Annotated in this window: 23 protein-coding genes; 15 read left to right on the top strand and 8 right to left on the bottom strand. The window is 68.1% G+C overall.

Annotated features, from left to right (window positions below):
• The first annotated feature begins 83 nt into the window (after nt 1–83).
• The 3 genes from ACH4EW_RS09020 to ACH4EW_RS09010 all read left to right on the top strand — a co-directional run bounded on the left by ACH4EW_RS09020 (nt 84) and on the right by ACH4EW_RS09010 (nt 2,384).
• Nucleotides 84–692 carry an ArsR/SmtB family transcription factor gene (locus ACH4EW_RS09020; RefSeq protein WP_398253580.1) on the top strand — a complete coding sequence of 203 codons (609 nt, stop codon included), beginning with the start codon at nt 84–86 and terminating at the stop codon, nt 690–692.
• A gap of 23 nt (nt 693–715) precedes the next feature.
• Nucleotides 716–913, top strand: coding sequence for a hypothetical protein (locus ACH4EW_RS09015; RefSeq protein ID WP_398253578.1), 198 nt, complete (start codon nt 716–718; stop codon nt 911–913).
• A 148-nt stretch (nt 914–1,061) separates the two neighbouring features.
• The gene (locus ACH4EW_RS09010) at nt 1,062–2,384 is read left to right on the top strand and encodes an MFS transporter (RefSeq protein ID WP_398254745.1); all 1,323 of its coding nucleotides are present in this window, start codon (nt 1,062–1,064) and stop codon (nt 2,382–2,384) included.
• Here ACH4EW_RS09010 and ACH4EW_RS09005 read toward each other — a convergent pair.
• From ACH4EW_RS09005 to ACH4EW_RS08990, 4 genes are all read right to left on the bottom strand, one after another.
• The gene (locus ACH4EW_RS09005; RefSeq protein WP_398253576.1) at nt 2,314–3,102 is read right to left on the bottom strand and encodes a PDZ domain-containing protein; all 789 of its coding nucleotides are present in this window, start codon (nt 3,100–3,102) and stop codon (nt 2,314–2,316) included. The two genes, ACH4EW_RS09010 and ACH4EW_RS09005, sit on opposite strands and share 71 nt — an antisense overlap.
• Before the next feature lie 158 nt (nt 3,103–3,260).
• Nucleotides 3,261–3,902 (bottom strand): IclR family transcriptional regulator, encoded by a 642-nt coding sequence (locus ACH4EW_RS09000; RefSeq protein ID WP_398253574.1) that lies wholly within the window; start codon nt 3,900–3,902, stop codon nt 3,261–3,263.
• A 338-nt stretch (nt 3,903–4,240) separates the two neighbouring features.
• Entirely contained in the window at nt 4,241–6,208 is a 1,968-nt protein-coding gene (locus tag ACH4EW_RS08995) for a hypothetical protein (protein ID WP_398253571.1), read from the bottom strand.
• A gap of 191 nt (nt 6,209–6,399) precedes the next feature.
• A complete protein-coding gene (locus tag ACH4EW_RS08990) occupies nt 6,400–8,016 on the bottom strand; it encodes a WxL domain-containing protein (RefSeq protein WP_398253569.1) in 1,617 nt (538 codons plus the stop codon).
• Nucleotides 8,017–8,328: 312 nt separating this feature from the next.
• On the opposite strand from ACH4EW_RS08990, the gene ACH4EW_RS08985 reads away from it, so the two are divergent.
• From ACH4EW_RS08985 to ACH4EW_RS08945, 9 genes are all read left to right on the top strand, one after another.
• Nucleotides 8,329–8,886 carry a hypothetical protein gene (locus ACH4EW_RS08985; protein ID WP_398253566.1) on the top strand — a complete coding sequence of 186 codons (558 nt, stop codon included), beginning with the start codon at nt 8,329–8,331 and terminating at the stop codon, nt 8,884–8,886.
• A 282-nt stretch (nt 8,887–9,168) separates the two neighbouring features.
• Nucleotides 9,169–9,615 carry a hypothetical protein gene (locus ACH4EW_RS08980; protein ID WP_398253564.1) on the top strand — a complete coding sequence of 149 codons (447 nt, stop codon included), beginning with the start codon at nt 9,169–9,171 and terminating at the stop codon, nt 9,613–9,615.
• Nucleotides 9,615–10,901 carry a DUF6571 family protein gene (locus ACH4EW_RS08975; protein WP_398253561.1) on the top strand — a complete coding sequence of 429 codons (1,287 nt, stop codon included), beginning with the start codon at nt 9,615–9,617 and terminating at the stop codon, nt 10,899–10,901. Before ACH4EW_RS08980 ends, ACH4EW_RS08975 begins: the two co-directional genes overlap by 1 nt.
• Nucleotides 10,902–10,966: 65 nt before the next feature.
• The gene (locus tag ACH4EW_RS08970) at nt 10,967–12,070 is read left to right on the top strand and encodes a tyrosine-type recombinase/integrase (RefSeq protein ID WP_398253559.1); all 1,104 of its coding nucleotides are present in this window, start codon (nt 10,967–10,969) and stop codon (nt 12,068–12,070) included.
• A gap of 17 nt (nt 12,071–12,087) precedes the next feature.
• Nucleotides 12,088–12,438 (top strand): helix-turn-helix domain-containing protein, encoded by a 351-nt coding sequence (locus ACH4EW_RS08965; protein WP_398253557.1) that lies wholly within the window; start codon nt 12,088–12,090, stop codon nt 12,436–12,438.
• Complete coding sequence (locus ACH4EW_RS08960; protein WP_398253554.1) at nt 12,435–14,855, top strand: site-specific integrase; 2,421 nt, start codon at nt 12,435–12,437, stop codon at nt 14,853–14,855. Before ACH4EW_RS08965 ends, ACH4EW_RS08960 begins: the two co-directional genes overlap by 4 nt.
• A gap of 25 nt (nt 14,856–14,880) precedes the next feature.
• The gene (locus tag ACH4EW_RS08955) at nt 14,881–15,390 is read left to right on the top strand and encodes a GNAT family N-acetyltransferase (RefSeq protein ID WP_398254743.1); all 510 of its coding nucleotides are present in this window, start codon (nt 14,881–14,883) and stop codon (nt 15,388–15,390) included.
• Between the two features lie 128 nt (nt 15,391–15,518).
• Nucleotides 15,519–16,583 (top strand): hypothetical protein, encoded by a 1,065-nt coding sequence (locus ACH4EW_RS08950; RefSeq protein ID WP_398253552.1) that lies wholly within the window; start codon nt 15,519–15,521, stop codon nt 16,581–16,583.
• 3 nt (nt 16,584–16,586) lie between these two features.
• Nucleotides 16,587–17,297, top strand: a complete 711-nt coding sequence (locus ACH4EW_RS08945) for a hypothetical protein (RefSeq protein WP_398253550.1) — start codon at nt 16,587–16,589, stop codon at nt 17,295–17,297.
• A gap of 64 nt (nt 17,298–17,361) precedes the next feature.
• Here the strand turns inward: ACH4EW_RS08945 and ACH4EW_RS08940 are convergent, their stop codons facing one another.
• The 4 genes from ACH4EW_RS08940 to ACH4EW_RS08925 form a co-directional block, all read right to left on the bottom strand.
• Nucleotides 17,362–19,143, bottom strand: coding sequence for a DEAD/DEAH box helicase (locus ACH4EW_RS08940; protein WP_398253547.1), 1,782 nt, complete (start codon nt 19,141–19,143; stop codon nt 17,362–17,364).
• A 184-nt stretch (nt 19,144–19,327) separates the two neighbouring features.
• A complete protein-coding gene (locus tag ACH4EW_RS08935) occupies nt 19,328–19,696 on the bottom strand; it encodes a type II toxin-antitoxin system death-on-curing family toxin (protein ID WP_398253545.1) in 369 nt (122 codons plus the stop codon).
• Nucleotides 19,696–19,893, bottom strand: a complete 198-nt coding sequence (locus ACH4EW_RS08930; protein WP_398253543.1) for an Arc family DNA-binding protein — start codon at nt 19,891–19,893, stop codon at nt 19,696–19,698. The genes ACH4EW_RS08935 and ACH4EW_RS08930 overlap by 1 nt, the downstream gene beginning before the upstream one ends.
• Before the next feature lie 32 nt (nt 19,894–19,925).
• Entirely contained in the window at nt 19,926–21,392 is a 1,467-nt protein-coding gene (locus ACH4EW_RS08925) for an MFS transporter (RefSeq protein ID WP_398253541.1), read from the bottom strand.
• Between the two features lie 286 nt (nt 21,393–21,678).
• Here ACH4EW_RS08925 and ACH4EW_RS08920 point away from each other — a divergent pair, with 286 nt between their 5' ends.
• From ACH4EW_RS08920 to ACH4EW_RS08910, 3 genes are read left to right on the top strand one after another with little or no spacing between them, the layout of a single operon-like run.
• Nucleotides 21,679–22,152, top strand: coding sequence for a hypothetical protein (locus tag ACH4EW_RS08920; protein WP_398253540.1), 474 nt, complete (start codon nt 21,679–21,681; stop codon nt 22,150–22,152).
• Nucleotides 22,153–22,191: 39 nt separating this feature from the next.
• Nucleotides 22,192–23,643, top strand: coding sequence for a hypothetical protein (locus tag ACH4EW_RS08915; RefSeq protein WP_398253538.1), 1,452 nt, complete (start codon nt 22,192–22,194; stop codon nt 23,641–23,643).
• A 12-nt stretch (nt 23,644–23,655) separates the two neighbouring features.
• Nucleotides 23,656–24,267: a hypothetical protein gene (locus ACH4EW_RS08910; protein WP_398253535.1), complete on the top strand. Its 612-nt coding sequence runs from the start codon at nt 23,656–23,658 to the stop codon at nt 24,265–24,267.
• Nucleotides 24,268–24,279: the final 12 nt, after the last annotated feature.

Here is a 24,279-nt window from a genome sequence, read left to right as displayed (position 1 = left end):
TTCATTGAGCCCTCCGCGGGTTACAAAGAAGTCGATGCAAAGAAGGTGTTGCAAAGCCCCCTTTGCAACTCTATCGTTGGGGCATGGAAGCGAAAGAAGCCGCCGGCGACCACAAGGGCGCCGACGATCCGAAGGTGCTCAACATCGACGCCCGCACGCTGCGCGGGCTCGCCCACCCCCTGCGCATCCGACTGCTCAACACACTCCGCGAGTTCGGCCCCGCCACCGCGTCCAAACTCGCCGACCGGCTCGGCGAGTCCAGCGGTGCCACCAGCTACCACCTGCGCCAACTGGCCACGTACGGCTTCGTGGAGGAAGACCCGACGCTCGGCAAGGGCCGCGAGCGGTGGTGGCGGGCGCTGCACTCCGGCAGCGCCTTCAACACGAAGATCATGCGGGACGCCGACCCCGAGGTCCGCGGCGCCATGAACGTGGTGCTCCATGAAATCGCCACGACCCACGCCCAGGAACTGAACACCTGGCTCGGCACGATGCACGAGTGGCCCCAGGAGTGGACCGAGAACTGGGACCTCAGCGACTTCAAGATCCGGCTCACCCCTGAGCTCAGCAGCGAACTGGCCTACAAGATCCACGACTTGGTCAACAGCTATCGCGGACGCGTCCCCGAGGACGCCGAAGGCTCGGCCGTGGTCCGCACGCATCTGCACCTCTTCCCGCGCCCCAGCGCCTGAACCGACCGAAGGGACCCATCGCCATGCACCCCGATACACACCTGCAGCTGCACGCCGCCCGATCCACCGAACTGCGCCACAAGGCCGATGAGTTCTGCCTGGTGCCGCGCGCCCCACGCAAGCGCATGCGAACCCAACTGGGCTGGACCATGGTGGAGTTGGGCCTGCGCCTGATACCGAACCAGCCCACACCTTCGACCCACTCACCCCGCACGGCCTAGAGCCATGGACGGGGGGAAGAACTCACACGACAGCGCGTACGACAACACGGACGACAACAGGAGCACCGACGCGCACGGCGCCCCGCACGCCGCAAGTCGCGACCGCAGGCCGCTCGCCTCGGTCCTGGCGGCCAACTCGATCTCCACCATGGGGAATTCACTCACCCTGATCGGGGTGCCGTGGTTCGTCCTGGAGACCACGGGCAGCGCGGGACGGGCCGGTGTCGTCGCCTTCTGCGCGACGCTGCCGATCGTCGTCTCGGCACTGATCGGCGGGCCCGTCATCGACCGGATCGGACGCCGGCGGGTCTCCGTCGCCTCCGACCTGGTGTGCGGCCTCGCCGTTGCCGCCATCCCGCTGCTGCACTACGCGGACGCGCTCGACTTCTGGATGCTGTGCGCGCTGATGGCGGTCAGCGGACTCCTGCACACCCCGGGAAACACGGCGCGATACGTCCTCGTACCCGATCTCGCCGAGCACGCCGGCACCACTCTCGCCCGCGCCGCCAGCCTCTTCGACGCCGTCTCGCGCGGCGCCCGAATGGTCGGGGCGGCGCTGGCCGGCGTACTGATCGCGCTGGTCGGCGCGGAGACCGTACTGCTGCTGGACGCTGCGACGTTCCTGACCTCCGCGCTGCTGATCGCGGCCGGGGTACGAGGAGTACGCGCGGCCGAGCCGCGAAAGGTCACCGCTCCCGTCTCGCTGCGGGCGTACCGCGCCGAACTGCGCGAGGGATACACCTACTTGCTGGGCAACCGGCTGCTGCTCGCGGTCGTGGTGATGGTCCTCTTCATGAACGGCACCGATCAGGGCTGGAACGCCGTCCTGCTGCCGGTGCACGCCTCCGCCGAGCTGGGCGGGGCCAGGGACATCGGGCTGCTCACCGCGCTGTTCGGCGCGGGCGGGCTCACCGGCGCGCTGCTGTACGGGGCGGTCGGGCACCGTTTCTCGCGGCGGGCCGTCTTCACGGTGTGCGTGGTGCTGTGCGGGGCGCCCAGGTATGCGGTCGCGGCGCTGACCGGGACGACGCTGCCGCTCGCCGTGACCATGGCGCTGAGCGGCATCGCGGGCGGGGTGCTGAACCCGATCCTGACGACGGTGATCTACGGAAGCGTGCCCGACGAGCTGCGCAGCCGGGTCTCCGGGGTCCTCACGGCGGGCGGTGAGCTGGCCATGCCGGTGGGCGGTCTCGCGGCCGGCCTGCTGGTGGAGAGCGCGGGCGCGAGGGGTGCGCTGCTGGCGATGGGCGGGGTGTACCTGCTGGCGACGCTGAGCCCGCTGGTGTTCCCGGTGTGGCGGACGATGGACGGGGCGGGGGGCGGGGATACGGCAGCGGGGTCCGGGCCCGGGTCCGGAGGTACGGCGCCGGAGGCCTCCGTACCGTCACCGGCCGCCGAGGTCAGCAGCTCGGGACCTTGCTCCCCTGCTCCAGCGCCTGGAGCGAGGACACCGCGCTCTTCAGGGTCGTGACCGGGATCAGCTGAAGTCCCTCGGGGAGCTCGGCAAGCGCCTGCCTGCACTCGGCCTTCGGGACGAGGAAGACGGTCGCACCGTCGCGGTGCGCGGCCTGAGTCTTCAGCGACACCCCGCCGACCGCGCCGACCGTGCCGTCCGCCTGGATCGTGCCAGTGCCCGCGATGGTGCGGCCACCGGTGAGATCGCCGCCGGAGCCGTTGCCGTTGAGTTTGTCGACGATGCCGAGCGCGAAGAACAGACCCGCGCTGGGGCCGCCCACATCGGCAAGGTGCAGAGTGACGTCGACCGAGTCCTTCGGCTTGCCGAGGTAGTTCAGGGCCGCGTCGACGGCGGAGTTCTGCGACTTCTTCATGTCTTCGAGGTTGTGCTTCTCGATTTCCTTCTCGGAGCCGCCGGTCGGGTAGACGGAGTTGCGGGGCATAACCGCCCGGTCTGTACGGAACCAGCCGTCGATCACGTCGCCGACGCCGATGTCGGCGGTCGGCCCGGTCGCGAGGATCGTCGTCATCCGCAGCTGCCCGCTGGTGGGCCGGGTCGGCGCGCCCTCGATACTGATCACGGGCTTGCCCTGATCGTTCCCGAGCACATTCGCGGTCGTGCCGGGCTGCGCCAGGGTGAACGGCAGCGGCGCGAAGGCGGCTACGCCGAACAGGGCAAGGATGGGCAGGGCGCACAGGGCGATGATGCGGGAGCGTGAGAGGCGAGTGAGCACCCGCCCAATCTAACGGCCTCACCCACGATTGGCAGCGGCGGCGCAGCGCCTGGGACCTCCGCCTTGGATTCGAAGGCCCCAGACACCGCTCCTTCTCCCACTGCCAATCGTGGGTGAGGCCGTAACTCTCCGGGTCGGCCGGCCGGACGGCCCCGGTGTCACCTCAGCGCGTCCGCCACCTCGCGGGCCGCGTCCACGACTCGGGGGCCGACCCGTTCGGGTATCGAGTCCGTGAGCATGACCACGCCCACGCTTCCCTCGACCCCCGTCACCCCGACCAGCGCAGCCGCGGCCCCGCTCGCCCCGGCTTCCAGTTCGCCGTGGGTGAGGGTGAAGGCGGTCTCGCCCACCGGCATCTGGCGGGCGGCAAGGATCGCCCGGCCCGCGGCACCCCGGTCCAGCGGGTGGCGGAAGCCGGCCCGGTAGGCCACGTGGTAGTCGGTCCAGGTCGGCTCGACGACGGCGACCGCCAGCGCGTCACTGCCGTCGACCAGTGTGAGATGGGCGGTGGCCCCTATGTCCTCGGCGAGGGACCGCAGCGCGGGCAGCGCTGCTTCCCGTACGAGCGGATGCACCTGGCGGCCCAGGCGCAGCACGCCGAGGCCCACCCTGGCCCGGCCGCCCAAATCGCGGCGTACCAGGGCGTGTTGCTCCAGGGTGGCAAGCAGACGGTAGACCACGGTTCGGTTGACGCCGAGCTTTTTGGACAACTCGGTGACGGTCAGGCCGTGGTCGGTGTCGGCGAGCAGTTTGAGGACTCGTAGTCCCCGGTCGAGCGTCTGGGAGGTCTCCGCGGTCACGACGCCCTCTCCTCTTTCTCCTCTTTGGTGAGCGGCGGCGGCTGGCTCCCATGGAAATGTGCATCACCGGTCCCAGCGGCGACGCACGGAGAGGCCGCCGGCAGCCGACTGCGCTCCGCGGCGGCACTGCCACGGGGCGTGCATATTTTTGGGACAGTAGCGAGTCAGTCCGCTCAGCGGAAGACCTCGTTCAGAATCCGGGCGCCGACGGGAGTGGAGTTGTGGTGAAGAAGCATCCGCACCGGTCAGCGCGGCGCCGGCCGAAACCTGGACGTCTACGCGCGTCCAGGTCGGCCGATGGCTCGGCGGGCGCTCCGCGCACCGGGGGTGAAAGGACGCTAACTCACCGTGAAAGTCTGTTGGACAACTTTTCCGTTCACGAGCACCTCACAGGCTCTGATCGCTTTCGTCGCCGGGTCGCGGACGGTGAAGTTGAGGGCGAAAGTGCCGTCCAGTCCGATGACCCGGGTGACGTACGAGTCCGAGGTCTGCTTCCCGTCCGCGGTGCGGCCTGTCACCGAGACCGTGGCGACGGGGGCGAAGCCCCGGCCGGTCACCTGGACGGCCGTGCCGACGGGCCCCTCGGGCGGCGAGAGCGCGAAGGACGGTCCGGCGGGGGCGGTCCCGTCCTGGACGGTGAACGCCGCGGTCTCGGTGCGCGGGTTGACGAGGACTTCCCGGACCCGGATCGCGACGGTGTCGGCGGCGTTGACCGTGAAGGTCTGCGAGAACGCCCCGTCCAGCCCGACGACCTTCGTCTTCGCCGGGTCGGACGTCTGTGATCCGTCGGCCCGCAGCCCGACGACGGATACGGTGGCCACGGGGGCGAAGCCCTGCCCGAGCACGGTGACGGCGGTGCCCTTCGGCCCGGCCGACGGGGTGAGGACGACAAAGGTCGGGGCGACGGTCAGCGGGGTGAGGGCCTGCGCTCCTCCTGCGGTGACCTGGAGCGCGTACACGGCGCGCGGGGTGGATCCGGCCACGGTGACCGTACCGGCGAGCGTTCCGTCGGCGTTGATCCGGAGAGTGGAGCGGCTGATCCGTGCGCTGTCGCAGGCACTGCCGTCGGCTGCGCAGAGCGCGGCGGCGGGTGTGGTCCCGGTCGGCCAGTCGCCGCCGGAGAGAGTGATCGTTCCGCCGGGTTTGACCTTCGCCGCGCCCGCGGAGAGCGTCGCGGAGGCGTCGGTCACGGCGAACGGGGTGGTCAGTACGGTCGACGGGTCGTTGCCTTCGTCGACCTGGATCGAGGCGATGGCCGGGTCGGAGACGGTGAAGTCGGCGCTGAACGTGCCGTCGGCGGTGCTCTTCACATAGACGGCGGTGTCATCGAGCGTCGCACCGCTCGCGTCCAGGCCGACGGTGTTGATCCAGCGGTCCTGGAAGTAGTTGCTGCCGGTGACCTTGATGACGCTGCCGAGCGGTGCACCGGCGCGGGAGAGAGCGATGGCCCGTGGCCCGCCCGGGACGTACGCCTTGACGGTCAGGGGTGCGGTCGCCTCCTTCGTGCCGTCGCCGACCTTCACCAGGTACGAGCCGTCGGGCACCGCGCCTGCGGCGGCGAGCACCGCGCTTCCGGTCAGCTCCCCCGAGCCGCTGATCGCGAGGGTGCTGGAGACGAACTTGCCGGTGTCGCAGCCACCGCCGTCCGCCGCGCAGAGCGACGGTACGGGGGTGGCGCCGACGGTCCACAGACTGCCCGACAGGGCGACACCGGTGGACGGCCGGACGGCGGCCGTGGGCGCGGTGAGGGTTGCCGGATGGCCTGCGGTGCCCTCGGCGGTGACGGTGCCGATGGAGCCGCCGCCGCCGGTCACGTCGCACGGGGTCTCATAGGTGGAGCCGAGCACCTTCGTACGCGTCAGATTGCGTATCGGGGTGAAGGAAATCGGTCCGCTCGCGTTGGCGGGGATGATGAAGTCCCCTTCGTACGGCGGGATCTCGATCGGCTTCCCGGACGGGATGCTGAGGTTGATCTGGGGTCCGGTGACGGTGACCGTGCCGGTCGCGCCGCCCGACATGGCGAGGTCGATGCTGGGGGTGGTGGGCACATCGTTCAGGCTGATTCCGCTGGTGGCGGGCGACGGGCCGAGGGTGACCTTGGCGTGGACCTTGCCGCCCGGGTCGACGATGCCCGGCGAGAGGGCGACACTCATCTGCTGCGGCCCGGTGGCCTCGCCCTGGCCGGCGGGCAGGGAGCAGTGGACGGTCGGCGTGACCGTACCGGCGTGGGCGGCGGGGGCGAGTGCGAGGGTTCCGCCGGTCCAGACGAGCACGGTCCCGGTGGCGAGGGCGACGGCGCGGCGCACCACCGCACCGTGTCTTTCCGGTCTTCTCGATCCTTCCGGTCTTCTCGATCTCGGCCGTACGAACATGCGACTCCTCCGTGACTACGGGAATGCTCCGAATTCGAAATGGCGACGCCCGCCTGCTCCATTGCGATACGGAGCAGGCGGGCATCTCCGGGTCTTTCCCCCTGACGGCTCTTACGACCTCGCCGTCAGAGAAGAGTGAGTGTCAGGGTGGCGCTGTAATCTCCGGGCCGGGTGAATCCGGGAACCGTCAGTGTGAGATCGGCGTCGGCGTCGAACCGGCCTCCGGTGAATGGACGGGACCCGTCCGGATTCATCCGGCAGAGGCTCGCCGCCTCGCTCCCGAGCACGGCGGGCGACCCGGCCACCGGCACGCCCGAACTCCCGTTCTGCGCCGTACACTTGGGTGTCCACCGCACGGCGCCCGCCGGGATGGTGTCCCCGCCGGCGCTGGTGAATCCGGTGAGGGTGGCGGTCAGGGACCAGCCGCTGTTGACGCCGCGGGCGTCCTCCACCTCGACCCGGTTGAGCCGGGAGCGCTGCACACCGCTGCCGGTGCCCAGGACCGTCGTACCGAAGTCGACGGTGTCGCCGTCCTGGACCATGGACAGCGTCCCGGCCCTGACCGAGGTGTTCAGCTTCTGATCGGCGCTGCCACCGCCCCCTCCCCCGTCCGTGGTGACGGTGAACGGGGTGGTCCGTACGGTGGCGGGGTCGTTGCCCTCGTCGGCCTGGACAGCGACGACGGCATCGGAAATCACGGTGAACTCGACGGCGAACGTGCCGTCCGCGCCGCTCTTGACGTAGACCGCGCTGTCGTCGAGCCCGGTGCCCGTCGCATCGAGGCCGATGACATTGATCCAGCGGTCCGGGTTGTAGTTCTTTCCGCTGACCGTGATCACACTGCCGACCGGTCCGCTGCTCCGCGAGAGCGAGATCTCGCGGTCGCCGGCCGCGACGGCCTTGACGGTGAGGGGAGCGGTGGCTTCCTTCGTGCCGTCGTTGACCTTCACCTTGTACGCGCCGTCCGGCACCGCCCCGGCCTCCGCGAGGGTGGCCGTGCCGTGCAGCGTTCCGTAACTGTCGATGGTGAGGGTGTGGCCCTTGAACTTCAGCGGATCGCAGCCGCCACCGCCCGCCGCGCAGAGCGAAGGCACGGGTGTGCCGCCCGGCGTCCAGCCCGAACCACCCAGTTTCACATCGGTGTTGGGGCGCACGGAATCGGCGGGAGCGGTCAGGGTGGCGGGCTCGGAGCCGGTGCCCTCCACCGTGACGGTGCCGACGCTGCCGCCCCCGCCGACCACGTCACAGGGCGTCTCGAAGACCGAGCCGAGCACCTTGGTCTGCGTCAGCGTACGGACCGGGGCGAACGAGATCTCGCCGGAGGCGTCCGCGGGTACCAGGAAGTCGCCTTCGTACGGCGGAAGTTCGATGGGCTTCCCGGCCGGGATGTCCATCGTGAACTCGGCGCCCCGCACGGTGACGGTACCGGTGGCCCCGCCGGACATCGCGAGGTCGAGGCTGGGGATGGTCGGTACGTCCTCCAGCGGCAGAGCGCTGGTGGCGGGGGACGGGCCCAGCGTGACCTTGGCGTGCACCCTGCCGCCCGGAGCGACGACCGCGGGCGACAGCTCGACGGTCATCTCCTGCGGCCCGGTCGCCTCGCCCTGACCGGCGGGCAGGGTGCAGTGGACGGTCGGGGTGACCGTCCCCGTGGCCTGCTGTCCGGCCGGTGACCTGGCCTGGGCGGTGGCCCCGACACAGCTGAGTGACAGTACGAAGCAGGCAGCAAGCAGACCGGTCACGCCGGGTCTTCGTCGTCGGATCACCAGACACCCCTCCATGGCCCATTGATTGCGCACATTGAGGAGGTCGCATGCAGAGAAGTCAAGAGAGGATTGACTGATCCTTATCAGAAATGCCCGAAAAGCATTTCAGCAGGCATTTTTCACGCACCTGTTGACATCTATTGACATCTCCGGAGATCACAGCTTCACTGCACCCGACATGCCGGGCCCGGCACGCAGATCCACAAGAAGATCGCGTACGCATCGATTACGGCAAAGCGCGGAATCCCATGGATCTGCGAATTTCAACCGGAAGGAGTTCCCCCCGTCATGTCAATCACTTCAGTACGGCCGTCGAACCGAAGACGCATCCGCATCCCGCTGGTGCTGGCCGCGGCCTGCTCCGCGGCCGCCGCGCTCGCCCTGGCACCGACGGCCCAGGCGGTGACCCCGACCACCGCGACTGCCACGTACGACTGCGGGGCCTGGGGCAGCGGTCTCGCCACCCTGACCGCAACCGACTCGGGCACGTCCAAGTCCATCAAGCTCACCTCAACCGATATCAAAATGCCGCCCGGCACCGCTGCCGACCCGAACAGCATCACGACGACGCTCAAGCTCACCAAGACCTCGGGCGGCGTCACCAGTCAGGTGCAGTTCTCCGGGAAGGCCAACCCCGGCATGGCCTACCCCAGCCCGTTGATCACCCTGGGGCCGCTGAAGCTCACCTCCGGCACCCTGGCGGCGGGTGACACCACGAACTCCCTGGTGCTGTCCGGTCCGCCCAGCGCCACCAACTGGTCACTGCAGATCGTGACCTCGTCCCCGACGTCGGCCACGGTTCCGTGCGTGGCCACGGGCAACCAGTCCGCGCCGTTCGTCTGGTAACCGTCCGCCCGAAAGCCGTTCGTCCGGCGACCGCACCCGATCCGCACGAACGCCGCCGGCCCGGAGCGAGGACCGCTGTCCCCGCCCCGGGCCGGCACTTCACGGGAGCCACCTCACCTCATCCAGGTATCCCCACGCTGGACACAACCCCCTTGCGTTCGATCCTTCAATTCATGGTCAACTCTCACGACAATTACTCAGCCTCATTGATAAAGTGACACACCGCATATCGCCCACAGGGGCGACATACGGGAATCATTGGGACTACGGGGGTAACCACCAGTGGCGTGGGACGAGTGGGAGCAGCTGAAATCCGAAGCGGCAGAAAGACGCTCGGCCCAGATGCGATTGAACCAAGTCGAACCAGGCGGCGGAGGGCCGACTCCCCAGGGTGATCTGAAGGTCAATCAGCAGGACCTGGCAGCGATCGGCAATACCGCATACCGGATGTACGGGGATCTCGAAAAGGCCGGTGACCACGCCCGCGCCGCCACCCAGAAGGCTGCCGGAGGCCTCAAGACGGAGACCTTCGCGATAGGCGCGGCCCTCGATCACGTGGCCTCACGGTGGATCGACCAGGTCCGCTCCCTGCTGGACGCCTGCGCTCACATCTCGAACCATCTCGATTTCACCAAGGGCGCCCACGCCGGCGACGAGGTCTACATCAGCACGATCATCAGCAACATCGACACGCTCGACAAGGGCTTCGACGAGAGGTCGGGCCACTGATGGACCTCGACTCCCTGCGCTTCGCGAACTTCTCCGACCTGGACGCGGCCATCACCGACTGGGAACAAATGGTCACCAAGCTCAAGGTCCTCCAGGACGACGCGAAGGACGCCCTCAAAGCCAAGTCGGACAAAGCGAACTGGGCCGGTGAAAACGCCACCGTGACCCGCGCTTTCGTGGACAAGACGGCCGGAGAGTTCGCCGACGCCCACACCCAGGCCGAAACCATCACAAAGATCCTCACCGACACCCGTGGGGAACTCGTCGGCTACCGCGCACAGCTCGACGCGGCGATCCACCGAGGGGTACAGAAGAACCTCACCGCCCTGGACACGGGCGAGGGATCCTTCACCGTCACCATGAACATCCACCCCGACCGGGCGGCGAAGGGCACCACGCTGCCCGAGCACACCCAGCAGGATGTCGACGCGTTCCGGGACGAAATTCAGAACATTCTGAAGAAGGCCACGGAGAGCGACACATCGGCGGCGAAGGTGCTCACCCTCATCGTCGACCAGGCCAAGTACGGCTTCTCCGATGCCGGCTACTCGGGCCGCGACTCCGCGGCCAAGGCGGTGGCGGAGGCGGAGAAGGCAGCGAAGATCCTCACGAAGGACCCGCACGACGTCACGCTGACCGAGCTCAACACTCTCAACACCACCCTGGCCGCATACAAGAACGACCCTCTCTTCGCCGAGCGGTTCGCCACTCAGGTGGAGCCGAAGAAGATTCTCGAGTTCTACGCCGGAGTCGCCGACCCGTACCAGGGCTTCGGAAGGGACCCGAAGTTCTTCGAACAGGCGAAGCAGCTCCAGAAGAATCTCGGCATCACACTGGGCACGGCCACGCTTTCCGACAGCGACAAGATGCAGGGCTGGGAAGAGAAGATGGTGAAGCTGGGCCCGGACCGGCTCGGCATCGACGACGCCAACGACCCGACGGGCTTCGGGGTCATGAGCAACCTCATGCGCTTCGGCGACTACGACGACCAGTTCCTCAACGACTACGGCGACAAGCTCATCGCCTATGACAAGGAACGCAACGTCAAGGACATGAGTCCCTGGGTCAACAACTGGAATCAGGGAGACCTCAACTTCTACGGCAAGAACGACCGGGGCCGGGACCCGATGACCGGCTTCCTGGAAGCCCTGGGCCACAACCCCGACGCCTCGACCCAGTTCTTCGCAAACCCTCGGGAATTGCATCAGGCGGGCGAGAACCCGCAGGTCACCTGGTCACGGAGGGAAGCGGAAGGAGTCCCTAGCCTCTACGAACTGGCCTCCTGAACAGGGATGTTGCCGAGGAGCTCCCTTCTGATGCATGATCTGCTCTCCAGAAGGGATGGTCTGGAGTGGTGCATCAGCGCAAGGTGGCCCTGGCCGGGTCGGCTCAACTGGAGCTCGTCTCCGGGGTGGTCCAGCTTCGCCCCGAGGATGCGATGTTCGACGCGATGCTGCGCGGTTGGCGTGCTCAGCAGAAGTCGCGAGGGCTGAAGGACGAGACGATCGACCCGAGGGAACGGCTGATACGCCGGTTCCTGGAGTTCACGAACGAGTACCCGTGGCGGTGGACGCCCGCCCATCTGGACGAGTGGTCGGCATCGCTGACGAGCGAGAGGCACCTGGCGCCCTCCACGATCCGCAGCTACCAGGGCACCGTTGGGCTGTTCACCGAGCTCCTCATCGACGCCCGATACGGCTGGGCCCCCGCCTGCGAGGAAGCCTTCGGCACCTTCCCGGTGGCGATCTGCCATGAGTGGAATACCCTCCCTCACCTGCAGGATTATGAAGGATCTCCGGAGGCACGACCGTTCACCAGGGAAGAGCTGCAGCTTTTCCTCGACTATGCCGACGAACAGGTCGAACGAGCGGTACGGGCGAAACGCAAGGGCGTCCTGGCGGCCTACCGCGACGCCACCCTCTTCAAGGTGATCTACGGGTGGGGGCTTCGGCGGACCGAGACGTCCAAGCTTGACGTGGTCGACTTCGGGCGCAATCCACAGGCCCGGCAGTTCGGCCGGTACGGCACGCTCAATGTCCGCTACGGCAAGGCGAAGAAGGGGCAGCCGCCGCGGCGGCGGAACGTGCTGTCGGTGATGGACTGGGCCGTCGAGGCGGTCGCCGACTATGTCGAGAACGTCCGACCGCGCTTCGGATTCCCCGATCACCCGGCTCTGTGGATCACCGAGCGAGGGGGCCGCCTGCAGCCCGGCTCGATCAACGACCGGTTCGAGGCATATCGGGACGCCCTGGGGCTGCCCAAGGAGTTGACCCCGCACGGACTTCGTCATTCTTACGTCACGCATCTGACCGAGGACGGCGTCGACCGACGGTTCATCCAGCAGCAGGTCGGCCACGAGTGCGACAGCTCCCTGGCCATCTACACGCACGTCAGCGACGACTTCATGAACACTTCCCTGCACAAGGCACTGGCCCCGGCGTTCGCTGGGGTCTGATCAGGAGGGATCCGGCGATGGCCGCCAAGCTCGACTACCACTGGCACCTGCGCAAGGTCATGGCCGACCGCGGGATGTTCTCCACCACCGACCTCATTCCTCCGCTCGCCGAACGCGGCATCAGCCTGTCGTCGAGCCAGGTCTACCGGCTCGTCGTCGAGCGGCCGGAGCGACTGAGCCTGAAGATTCTCATGGCCCTGCTCGACATCCTGGACTGCACCATGGACGACCTCATCGAGCCCATCGCGGCGGCCGGCGCCGTGAAGAAGCCGAAGAAGGCAGCCGCCGGAGGCTCGGCACCCAATACGGAGGGGCTCGGCGGGCTGCGGCCAAAGCGGGCCCGGATCAGGGGTGTTGACCGCTCATGACCACAGCGGACCAGCTCGACCGCGCCGTCGCCGATCCGATCGGCCTGATCACAGACCTCGTCGCCGCTGTCGAGAACAATCTCGACAGCGAGACCATCCGGACCATGGTCACCGCGGTTGCTGGCGGTCGCGCCAAGTCACGACAGCTGGCCAAGGCCCTGGCGATCCGGCCCGCCGTTCTGACGGACGGCCGGTCGCCGGCGCCCCGGGCTGTCGGCGATCTGCTCATCGAGCTCCGCAAGGCCGGCGCCTCGGCGATCGCACCGCCGGTCTGCGCGGGGTGCGGCAAGCAGCTGCGAACCCTCCAGCGCAGGGGCCAAGACTGGTACTGCTCGGTCTGCGGGCAGGAGACCGCTGAGTGCACCGCCTGCGGAAACGCCCGACGCGTCAGCTTCCGTGACCACAAGGGCCTACCCCGCTGCAAGATGTGTCCCGACAGCGACGACCGCGATCCCGTGACGGTCGTCCACGAACTGATCACCGCGATCGCCCCGGTCGCCGACCGCGATGCGGTCGCCGAAGCCCTTCGCCGCACAGCACCCAACCGTCCCACCTACCGGCAGAGACTGGTCTGGGCCCTGGAGGAGAACCCTCGTCTGCTGACCGGGGAGGGGTACCTGGCGCCGCATCGCGCCATCCTGCGGTTCATCGACCTGCTGCACGAGGCCGGTGTGTCCGGGATCGTCCGGCCCGCCTGCCCTCGCTGCCACCGGGTGGTCCGCATCGACAAGCCGCTCGACGGGCAGCGGGTCTGCCGCAACTGCATCGCCAAGTCCCGCTTCGAAGAATGCGTACGCTGCGGTGCCCGGCGCGAGCCGGCCACCCGCGACGCCGACGGGCGACCACTGTGTCCAAGCTGCCTGGTCAAGGACCCGGCGAACCTGGAGACCTGCATCGTCTGCGGCGAGTCACGCATGGTCAGCAACCGCACCACGGACGGGCCGATCTGCCCGAACTGCCGTCCCCTGCCCATTCTGCTCTGCTCGATCTGCGGCCGCACCGCACCCTGCATGCTCTCGAAGCTCACCGGCCTGCCCCGCTGCGGCGGCTGTGACAGGCGCCAAGCCCACTGCACCGTCTGCGGACGAATGCGCGGCATCTACTCCGGCACTGCGGACGCCCCCGTCTGCGGCCCCTGCACCACACCGGACGCCGAGCTCTGGCGCCCCTGTCCCACCTGCGGACAAGCCGAACGGCTGCACGCGCCGGGACCGTGCCCCCGCTGCACCCTCAAGCAGCGGCTCCACGAACTCCTCGCCGATGACACTGGCTCCATCAACCCGAAGCTCCAGTCCCTGCACGACGCCCTGGCCGACACCGAACGAGCCGGCACCGCGATGCGCTGGCTCTCCAAGGGGATCGTCTCCACCGTCCTGTCCGATCTTGGCTCCGGCCGCCGGGCTCTCACCCATGAGGCCCTGGACGAGCTCCCCGAAGGCAAGGTCGTCGAGCACATCCGCAGCGTCCTCGTCGCCACCGGAGCCCTGCCCCAGCGAGATGAACAGATGGTCCGTCTCGAACGGCACGTGAAGGACCTCGTCACCTCCCACGCGACGACCGACGGCCGGAAAATCCTGCACCGGTACGCAACATGGCACCTCCTGCGCCGGCTTCGCCGACGCAGCCGCGGCAAGGAGATTACGCATTACCAGCTCACAGTTGCGCGGCAACATCTGCGGGCGGCCGTTCATCTCCTGGACTGGTTCGAGGAACAGAATCTGACCCTTTCCACCTGTCGTCAGGCCGACCTTGAACGCTGGATGACCAGCGACGATGTCCGCCATCGCCGGGAGGCAGGCCACTTCGTGCGCTGGGCCCTTTCCCAGAAGATCGCCCGCGATCTCAGCTTCCCTGCCGAGCGATGGAACGGCCCCTCCCAGGCGATGGACGACGAAGCCCGCTGGGACACCGCCCGCCGCCTGCTGCACGACGACACCCTCAAGACTGAAGACCGCCTCGCCGGACTGCTGTTGCTCCTCTATGCCCAGTGGCCCGCGGCGATCTCCCGCCTCACCGTCGGCCACATTGAGGAGACGGACGGAGCCGTCCGCATCCGCCTCGGCGCCGTCCCAGTCGAGCTTCCCGCACCCGTCGCTGACCTGGCCCGACAGCAGGTCGCGGCCCGCCGCAGCCATGCCGTCCTCGCCCAGACAGACTCACCCTGGCTCTTTCCCGGCGGCCAGCCCGGCCGGCCGATCAGTGCCTGGGCCATGGGCGAGAGGCTACGCAAACTCGGCATCCGGCTCGCGGAAGCCCGCTCGACCGCGCTGTTCCAGCTCGCCACCGAGCTGCCCGCCGCGGTCCTCGCCCGCACCCTCGGCATCGACATCACCGTCGCCGTCAAATGGCAGCGAGCCGCCGCCGGGGACTGGGCCGCCTACGCAGCCGAGGTCAGCCGCCGCCACCATGACGTCTGAATCCAAAGACAAGGGAGCAACGCAGATGCTGCTACGTGATGTTGAGTACGGCGACGTCGACGCCTACGTCCGGATGCGATGCGACCCGGTCATGATGGCCGAGCTAGGGGGCCCGCTGCCTCGCGAAGGCATGGAGGCGAAGGTCCAACGTGATGTTCAACGAGTGGCAGCGGACACCGACTGGACAAAGATGATCGTGCCCGACGAGGCCGAGCTGGACGTGGTCGCGGGAACCGTGACCTTGTGGCCCCACGACGCAGACGGCGAGCGCATCTCCGAGATCGGCTGGATGGTGCTGCCGGAGTACCAGGGACAGGGGCTCGGGAAGCAGGGCGTCCGCACGCTGCTTGAGCTGGCCCGCGACGACGGCCGGTGGGGGTTGATACACGCATTCCCGGCAACAGCCAACGCCCCGTCCAACGGCATCTGCCGCACGCTCGGCTTCCGATTCCTGGGCAAGCAAGACGTGCCCTTCGCCGGTCGAATCCTGCAAACCAACCACTGGGCTATCGACCCTCGCACCGACCTGACCTGATACAGGACCGCAGCACGCCGGGGACCCGCGCCGAGCCCCGAGGACGGGAGGCATTCAGAGAGTTCCAATACCCGACTCCACCATTACAGCCCGACGGCGCGGGGGCGACGGTCGACAAGGAAGACGAGGTGAACGATCACCTCAAGTACCTGACCAAGGACCGCATCTGGCTCCCGGATGCCACCCTCGACGGCGACAACAAGGTCATCGCCGGCCATGACTCGCTCGGTCACGCCCTGGAAGCGGCCGCCACCGGATACGCGTACGACGCCGACCCGATGTCCGGCAAGGACCCCATGGTCCCCGGCAGCAGAGACCACCGGACGGCCGCGACGGCAGGCGTCATGGAACAGGTGGCGTTCCTGTACGGGAGCGAGGACGGCCCCAAAATGCTGCACGAGCAGTCACAACTGGCCGACAGCCTCGGGAAGATGGGCGCGGCATACATCGACGACATCGACTACAGCCTGTCGGGTGTCGGGGACTCCGTGAAGGACGATGGGGCCTTCCCCGCCAAGTACGGCGGGCGGGCGAACTTCGGCAACCAGGGCGCCATCGACTTCCTGAGCGTGCTGGGTCAGGACGAGACCTCGCACGGGGTGGTCTCGGCCGCGCAGCACCTGTACACGCTCAGCGCACTGGACGCCTTCCCCGCCACCAGCGAGGAGAACATCGACAGCGCCCACGACGCACTGACGACGGGTGCCGACGCGCGAGGCATTCTGGACCACGCACGTGTGCAGCAGGCGGAGACCACGTACAAGGACGACGCCGAGCAAGCCAACAAGTCTCTCGGCCGGTCCGGGGACTGGGTCAAGCTGGGCGCCGGCGTGGTGGTGGGAGGCGGAATCGCGGCAATCCCGCTGCCCGGCTCCACCGCCGCAGCCCTGGTAGTCGCTCCCATGGCAGCGGACACCGTCGGCGAAATGGTGAATACATTCATCGGCCACCAGGTCGACAAGAGCATCGACGGCGCCGAGGACGACCCCACCGAGAAGTCCCAGATGACCAGCCGGGAATTCTACGGAGCGGGCACCAAGCAACTCGGCGAAGCCTACGCCGCCTATCTCGACAACAACCCTCGGATCGGGGACGCCAACGACCAAAACAATTGGACACAGGACATCAATTACAGCTACGAAAGCGGCTCGTCCCAGAACGACCACCGCGGGCGGCCCCCGTACAAGGACTGATCGATGAGACAGGGAAGAGTCGGACATGTGAAGAGGCAGGAAGTCATGAAGGCGACACTGCGCTGGGCCGTGTGCGCGGTTCTCGTTGCCACCGGGGCCACTGCGTGCAGCGACGACGAGACCGGGACCGAACAGCCGGAGACGCTTTCCGCATCCCAGGTCTGCGACGGATCCCTGGGGCTCTCGGGCGCGGCCGCCCTGAAGCGCCTCAGCACGACAGCCCGTTTCACGGAACTCGACGGCACCAATGAGATCGGGGATCCGAATGCGTTCTCCCTGCCGCTCGCCGCGAAGCGTCTGCATGACGGTCTGGGTGACCGGAACCGGTGCAAGCCGTACAGGGACGACAACGACAGTGACTTCCCCGTGCTCAGCATCGACTTTGAGGCGAGGGCGAGCCACTCGGATCCGAAAAAGGTGGCCGCGGAAGGCGCAGACGACCTGGTTTTCTACCCACTCGGGGAATTCGCGGTCACGCACGAGGATGGAGGCGCCACTCTGGTCTTCGCGTGCCCCACCAAGGGGAGAGGGGAAAGAACCCCCTATGTGAGGGCGAACCTCACTGTGACGAGGGGGCAGATCGCGCCCGACAGTACGGATAAGGACCAGATGGCCGTCCTCAACGGTGTGTCCCGCGCCCTGGCCGAGGAGCTGGGCTGCGCGGCACAGGCGAAACTACCTGCCGAAGTGCCCGACGCCCTGGCCACCGACTGACAGCCCGGTCCCCGGTTCGCGGGCGGATGACGCCGCCCGCGAACCGGGGACCGTCGGCGCCACCTCACCTCATCCGGGTGGCCCACTCCTGCACCTTCTGGATCCGCTGCTGGATCTGCCCGGCCGTGGCCTCCGCACTCGGCGGCCCGCCGCACACCCGCCGCAGCTCGGTGTGGATCACTCCGTGCGGCTTGCCGCTCTGGTGCGTGTATGCCGACACCATCGTGTTGAGCTGCTTGCGCAGCCCGAGCAGTTGCTTGTGCGTGACCACCGGCCTCGCCTCGGCCGGCTTCTCCAGCAGATCGGCGTCCGAGGCCGGCTTCTGGCGGCTGTGCGCAATCTGTCGGGTCTGCCGCTTCTGCAGCAGCAGCTGCACCTGGTCGGGTTCCAGAAGCCCCGGAATCCCCAGGTAGTCCTGCTCCTCCTCGCTGCCGGGGTGCGCCTGCATGCCGAATTCGGCACCGTCGTACAGCACCCGGTCGAAGACCGCGTCGGATTCGAGGGCCTCGAAGGGCAGTTGGTCCTCGGTCTCCTCGTCCTCCAGCTTCTCGGCGTCGGCGAGGAGCTTGTCCTCCTCCGCGAACGGGTTCTCCTCCTCGCTGCCCTTCTTGGGCTTGTCGAGGACGTGGTCCCGTTCGACCTCCATCTCGTTGGCGAAGTCGAGCAGCATCGGGATGGTCGGCAGGAAGACGGAAGCGGTCTCGCCGCGCCTGCGCGAACGCACAAAACGCCCGACGGCCTGCGCGAAGAAGAGCGGCGTGGAGATGGTGGTGGCGTACACGCCCACAGCGAGGCGCGGCACGTCGACGCCCTCCGACACCATGCGGACCGCGACCATCCAACGCGATTCGTCCTGGCTGAACTGGTCGATCTTCTTCGACGCGGCCTTCTCGTCGGAGAGGACGACGGTGGCCTTCTCGCCCGTGACCTTCTTCAGGATCTTGGCGTACTCGCGCGCCGACTCCTGATCGGTGGCGATGACGAGCCCGCCGGCATCCGGAATGCCCTTGCGCACTTCGGTCAGCCGCTTGTCGGCGGCGCTCAGCACATTGGGGATCCAGTCCCCGGTGGGCGACAGGGCGGTCCGCCAGGCCTGCCCGATGGCGTCCTTGGTCATCGGCTCGCCGAGCCGGGCGGCGATCTCGTCACCGGCCTTGGTGCGCCAGCGCATGTTGCCGCTGTAGCTGAGGAAGATCACGGGCCGGACGACGCCGTCGGCGAGCGCGTTGCCGTACCCGTAGGTGTAGTCGGCCGAGGAGCGCCGGATACCGTCGTTGCCCTCCTCGTACGCGACGAAGGGGATCGGGTTGGTGTCGGACCGGAACGGCGTGCCGGTGAGCGCGAGCCGCCGGGTGGCCGGGTCGAATGCCTCCTGGCATGCCTCGCCCCAGGACTTCGAGTCACCGGCGTGGTGGATCTCGTCGAGGATCACGAGTGTCTTGCGCTGCTCGCACCGGTTGCGGTGCAGCATCGGCCGGACGCCGACACCCGCGTAGGTGATCGCGACCCCGTGGTACTCCTTGCTCACGGGGCCCGCACTGTACTCGGGGTCGAGCTTGATCCCTATCCGGGCCGCGGCCTCGGCCCACTGCTTCTTCAGGTGCTCGGTCGGCGCGACGACGGTGACCTGCTGCACCACGTGGTGGTGCAGCAGCCATGACGCGAGGGTCAGCGCGAAGGTGGTCTTTCCCGCGCCGGGTGTGGCGACCGCGAGGAAGTCGCGCGGCTGCTCCTGGATGTACTTCTCCATGGCGCCCTGCTGCCAGGCTCGCAGCTTGCCGGCCGTGCCCCAGGGGGCGCGGCCGGGGAAGGCGGGTGAGAGGTGGTGGGAGGCGGTAGTAGTCACGGTCTCCGGTTCGGGGCTCTCGGGTACGTGGGGCGCTGTCCGTACGTGTCCGTCCCGGCCCGTACGGACAGGGACGGACACGTACGCGATACGACAACCGGGCCACCCTACCGGGGGGCCGACGCGAGCACCGTGTGGACGAGCGGTGGTTCACCGCCTCTGAGACCCTCTTCACAGAGCGCCGTTACGCGGCGAACTCAGGGAGCCGTTCCGCGATCCTGGGCATGTCGAGAGCCCCCTGGCACACGTCCAGCACGAACTTCTCGGCCTCGTCGACATCGAAGTCCGCGCTCAGGCGATGCCCGTTGACGTGCAGGAAGACCCAGGTCGCATACCAGGCGATGCGCTTGTTGCCGTCGACGAGCGCATGGTTGCGCGCCAGTGACTCCATGAGTGCCGCGGCCTTCTGCCAGACGTCCGGATAGGCGTCCTGGCCGAACACACTCGCCTGCGGGCGGGCGAGCGCCGAATCGAGCAGCCCGTAGTCGCGCACCTCGGCGGCCCCGAGGCGCTCGGCGAGGTTGAGCAGCTCGGGGAGAGTCAGGTACTTCATCAGGCGAGCCTCCGATTGAGCTCCTCACTCACCTTCAGCACGTGTTCGGCGGCCTCGTTGAAGAGGCGCGAGTGTTCGTTTATGGCGGTGATCACCGCGTCGTGGGCGAAGGACTGCATGCTCCGCCCTTCCGACTCGGCACGCGCACGCAGTGCGTCCAGCTCTTCCTCGGTGAACCGCAGATTCAGACCAGCCATGTACGGATGGTACCGCGTGGTACCGCTCAGTACTAAGACTTTGTCCGCACCCGCGTAGCCACCCACGCCCCCACCAGCGCCACACCCGCCATCGGTAGGAAGACCGCCGCGAACGCCCCCGGATGAGAACCCGAGGCCCCCGCCTCGGCCGCCTCGTGCACGGCCCCCACCGCACCGCCGCCGAGCGCCGCGAAGGCCGCTCCGCCCGCGGCCAGCAGCAGGACGTTCGACAGCCCGTCGGAGATCTGAAGGGCGGCCGAGTTCGCGCCCGCCTCCTCCGGCGCCGACAGCTTCAGCAGCAGCACGCTCGTCGATGCGATCACCATGCCCATGCCGAAGCACCCGAAGGCCCAGGCCACGGCCACGGTCCAGACCGGCACCGCGTCGATCAGCACGGACGGCGCGGCCGCGATCGCGGCGGCGACCAGCACCATGCCGCCCACCATCAGACGCTCCCGGTACGGCTCAAGGCGCGGCCGGGACTGTACGTACGAACCGAGCGCCCAGGTCCCGCCCCCGGCCGCGAGCGAGAGCCCGGCCAGCGTCGGGCTCAGCCCGCGCTCGGTCACCAGCATCAGCGGTACGAACGACTCGGCGGCGATGAACGACCCGGCCGCCACCCCGCGCAGCAGCACCACCGAGGGCAGCCCGCGCGCCGCCCGGGCGGTCCCCCGGGGCAGCAGTCCGCGCACGGCGGGGACGAGCAGGGCAGCCCCCGCGACGGCCGCGAACAGCGCGAACCAGTTCCGCTCCTGCCCCGCGTACTGGAGCAGCCCCGCCCCCACCGACATCCCGAGCGCGAGCACGATGCGGCGCCGGTCGTACGGCTCGACGGGTGCCGCCGGATCGGCCGGCCCCGACGCCCGGCGCCGTATCGCGGGCAGCGCGAGCGCCAGCGGGAACACCACGAGCACGGGGATGCCGATGAAGACCCACCGCCACCCCAGGTGCTCGGTCACGGTCCCGGCGGCGAGCGGCCCGACGACGGACGGGATCACCCAGCTCGCCGCGAACGCGGCCATGATCGACGGCCGCAGACGCTCCGGATACGCCCGGCCGATCACCACGTACAACGCCACGATCACCAGCCCGCCGCCGAGCCCCTGGACGGCCCGCCCGGCGATGAACATCCACATGCTGCCCGCCGTACCCGACAGCAGCAGCCCCGCCCCGAAGGCACTGATCCCCGTGGCGAGCGGCGCCAGCGGCCCACGCCGGTCCGCCCACTGCCCGGAGAGCACCATGGCGAAGAGGCTGGTGGTGAAGTACGCGGAGAACGCGAACGCATAAAGGGGAATGCCGTGCAGCTCCCGGGCGGCGACCGGCATCGCGGTCCCCACGGCCGTCGCCTCGAAAGCGATCAGGAACACGACGGAGACGATTCCGATACTCAGTGCCCGATAGGTCCGCCCGAGCACCCCTCCGGATTCGGCGGCGACAGGGGCGTCCACGGCAGGGGGTGAGACATCGACGTCGTCACGCGGTTCCAGGGCACTCATGAGCCCAAGAGTAAGGGGCAAGATCTCATCTGGCCCCTGTCGCGAGGTGGTCCGCCGCCCGTCCATTGGTCGTAGGACCACAGAGCCGATCGTGAACGCGGTACGGCATTCGCATGACGGCCCGACCCGCACCCCTTGCTACGAGAACGCCGCAGAGCCGGATCCTCACAAATCCGCAATTCTCCCAGAATACGGTCGAGTTATCCCGGCGGGAACCGAAGCCGATCTCCCTGCGTGATCGCTTCTGGCGCTTTGCGGCGCCGCATGTACGATGCGACGCGAAGTCATGATCATCAGCATCGGGGGTTGGTTCACTTTGGGCTTCGATGAGGAATGGGCCGAGTTGCGAGCCGAGGCGGCCGAACGGGGTTCCACGGCCATGCGACTGAACCGGATCCCCGAGGACGGCCCGGCCCCGGGCCCCGGCGGCACGTCGAAGCTCGCATCGACGCCGGCCGAGAAGAACGCCGCCGCCGGCACCATCGAGAACGAGCTGCTGACCAGTACCAAAAAAGCGGGCGACCACGCGGACGAGGCCAACGGCAGTGCCGTCAGCGCGTTCAGCGGATGGGCGACCGCAACCGCGCTGAAGAAGGTGCAAACCACCTGGGAGGGGCAGGTGAAGACGCTCGCAGGCCGTCTGAGCAAGGAGCGCGACGGTCTCAGGAACACCGTCACCACCCTGACGGGCGTCGATACCGGCCGCCGCAACGACATCAACGGCATCAGGACACCGTCGGTGTTCGACGGCTACAAGTGAGCCACGGCACGACTCCAAAGCGCCTCAGGGGAAATGAGCATGCTGACATATCGCGAAGTCATGACGACCGACTTCGGGAAGCTCTCCGCCGCTGCCGACAAGTGGACGTCGATGGCGGAGGAATTCGCGAAGGTCGAAAAGCGCTACCGGGACAGCGTCCAGAAAATCACGCTCGGCGACGGCTGGCAGGGCGAGAGCGCGAACGCGGCCGCCATGAACTTCGCCGCGACCCGGTACGAGTACCAGGCCGCCCAGACCCAGGCGAAAGCAACGGCGACACTGCTGCGTAACGCGCACGACCAGTTCGTCGAATTGAAGAAGCAGCTGGAGACCGCACGCGCCGACGCCATCAAGGCGGGCATGAAGGTTTCCGAACAGGGCAATGTCGCCTTCGACCACGAGAGGGCCACCGAGGGCGAGCGCAACGCCCTCCGCCACGACCCGGACTACGCCAGAAGCGTCCGGGAGAGCGAGCAGTCCTGGGCCGACTACATCAAGTCCTGCGTCAAGGCCGTCGACGACGCCGACAAGGACATCCAGAAAGACCTCGAAGCCGTCGTCAAGGACAACGGCGGCGGCAAGAACGACGGTACGGCGGGCGGCTTCAACGGCAACGCCGACAAGGTCGCGAAGGCGGACGACCAGCAGAAGCAGGAGCGCATGGAGCTCGCCTCGCTGACGATGCGGGACGACGAGACCCTGGACGACTATCTGCAGCGCCTCCAGAAGGAGGGCGTGGAGAAGATAACCGGCAGCAAGAGGCTCGCGGAACTCTTCGCCGCCGTCCAGAAGGGCACGATCACCGCCTCCGCGTTCGCCGCCGCGACCGGCGGGTCCCTGGGCGGCTCCTGGAAACTGTTCAAGTACCTGAAGCAGGGCAAGGACGTCACCGCGCCCGGCACCTTCCTCTCCACCTTCATCAACAACCGCATGGCCGGGGCCGCGCCCGGAAGCCTGTTGAGCAAGATTCCTCCCGGCATGGTCAACGCCATCACCGGGTCCGACGAAGCAGCCATGTTCGGCGGGTACGTGCGCAACGGCGCCTTCTTCATGCCGACGGCGGCGGAGGCCAACCTCGTCAAGGTCGCACAGAACGGCGGCCTCGCGAACGCCGCGAAGGCCGCCGGATGGATCCGGGGCGCGGGTGTCGTCGGCGGTGTCGCGGCGACCGCCTACGGCGTGGCGAACCTGGCCACGTACGACGCGGAGATGATCAAGGCCAATCCCTCGAAGTTCGCCACCGACCTCAGCGGAACGGCGTTCAGCGCTTCGATGACCGCGCTGACCGTGGCACCCAACCCGGTCACGGCCGGCCTGGCGATCGGCACGGGCGTGGTGTACGCCGGCTGCCTGATCTGGGACAACCACGAGGCCATCGGCGAAGGAATCGAGAAGGCCGGGGATTGGATCGGCGACAAGGCCTCGGACATCGGGGACGGTATCGCCGAGGGGGCGAAGAAGCTGGGCAGCGCCCTCAACCCGTTCGACTAGCGAGGGAAAGACATGCACACGACCATCAGCCCGTTCACGCTCACGTACTGGAAGGAGAAACAGCCCGCCGGGCGCACGAAATTCGGCTGGCAGGGCACTTCTCCGGAGCTCGGCGACATCCGGGTGGTATACCCGGCGGGCCGGGACATGCCGAACGTGATCGTCACGGATGTGCGCGGTGGTCTGATCCCCACGGCCACGTTCGAGACACGTGGCATGCACACGGACGTCGTATCGATGCCGACCTTGAACCGCGCGACACTCCGGTTGGGCGACGGGCTCGTGCGGATGAGCCGGAACCGGTGGGCACCGACGCACCGGGGGCGCTCCCTGCACATGACGTATCTGGGCGACGAGTACAGGCTCACGGCGATCAACCGCCGGGCGTACAAGCTGTCCCGGCAGCCCGACGCCGAGGACCCCGGTGCCGTCATCACGGTGCGGCAGTCGGGCCTCGGAAGCGGCAGGAAAGTAACCGTGCGGGCGGCAGGCCGGATCCTGCCCGCCGACGTCTCCCTCGCGGCTCTCTTCTCCGGAGTCGACCGGTCCGTGCTCACGCGGCGCGGCGCCGTACGGGCGGGCTTCTCGAGGATCTTCAACTTCTGGGCCGATTCCCAGTACTGAGCGACTACCAAG

This window comes from Streptomyces sp. NPDC018000 (assembly GCF_044328025.1).
GTDB lineage: Bacteria > Actinomycetota > Actinomycetes > Streptomycetales > Streptomycetaceae > Streptomyces.
The sequence above is the reverse complement of the archived record's forward strand: the minus strand, read 5'-3'. Positions and strand labels throughout refer to the sequence as shown.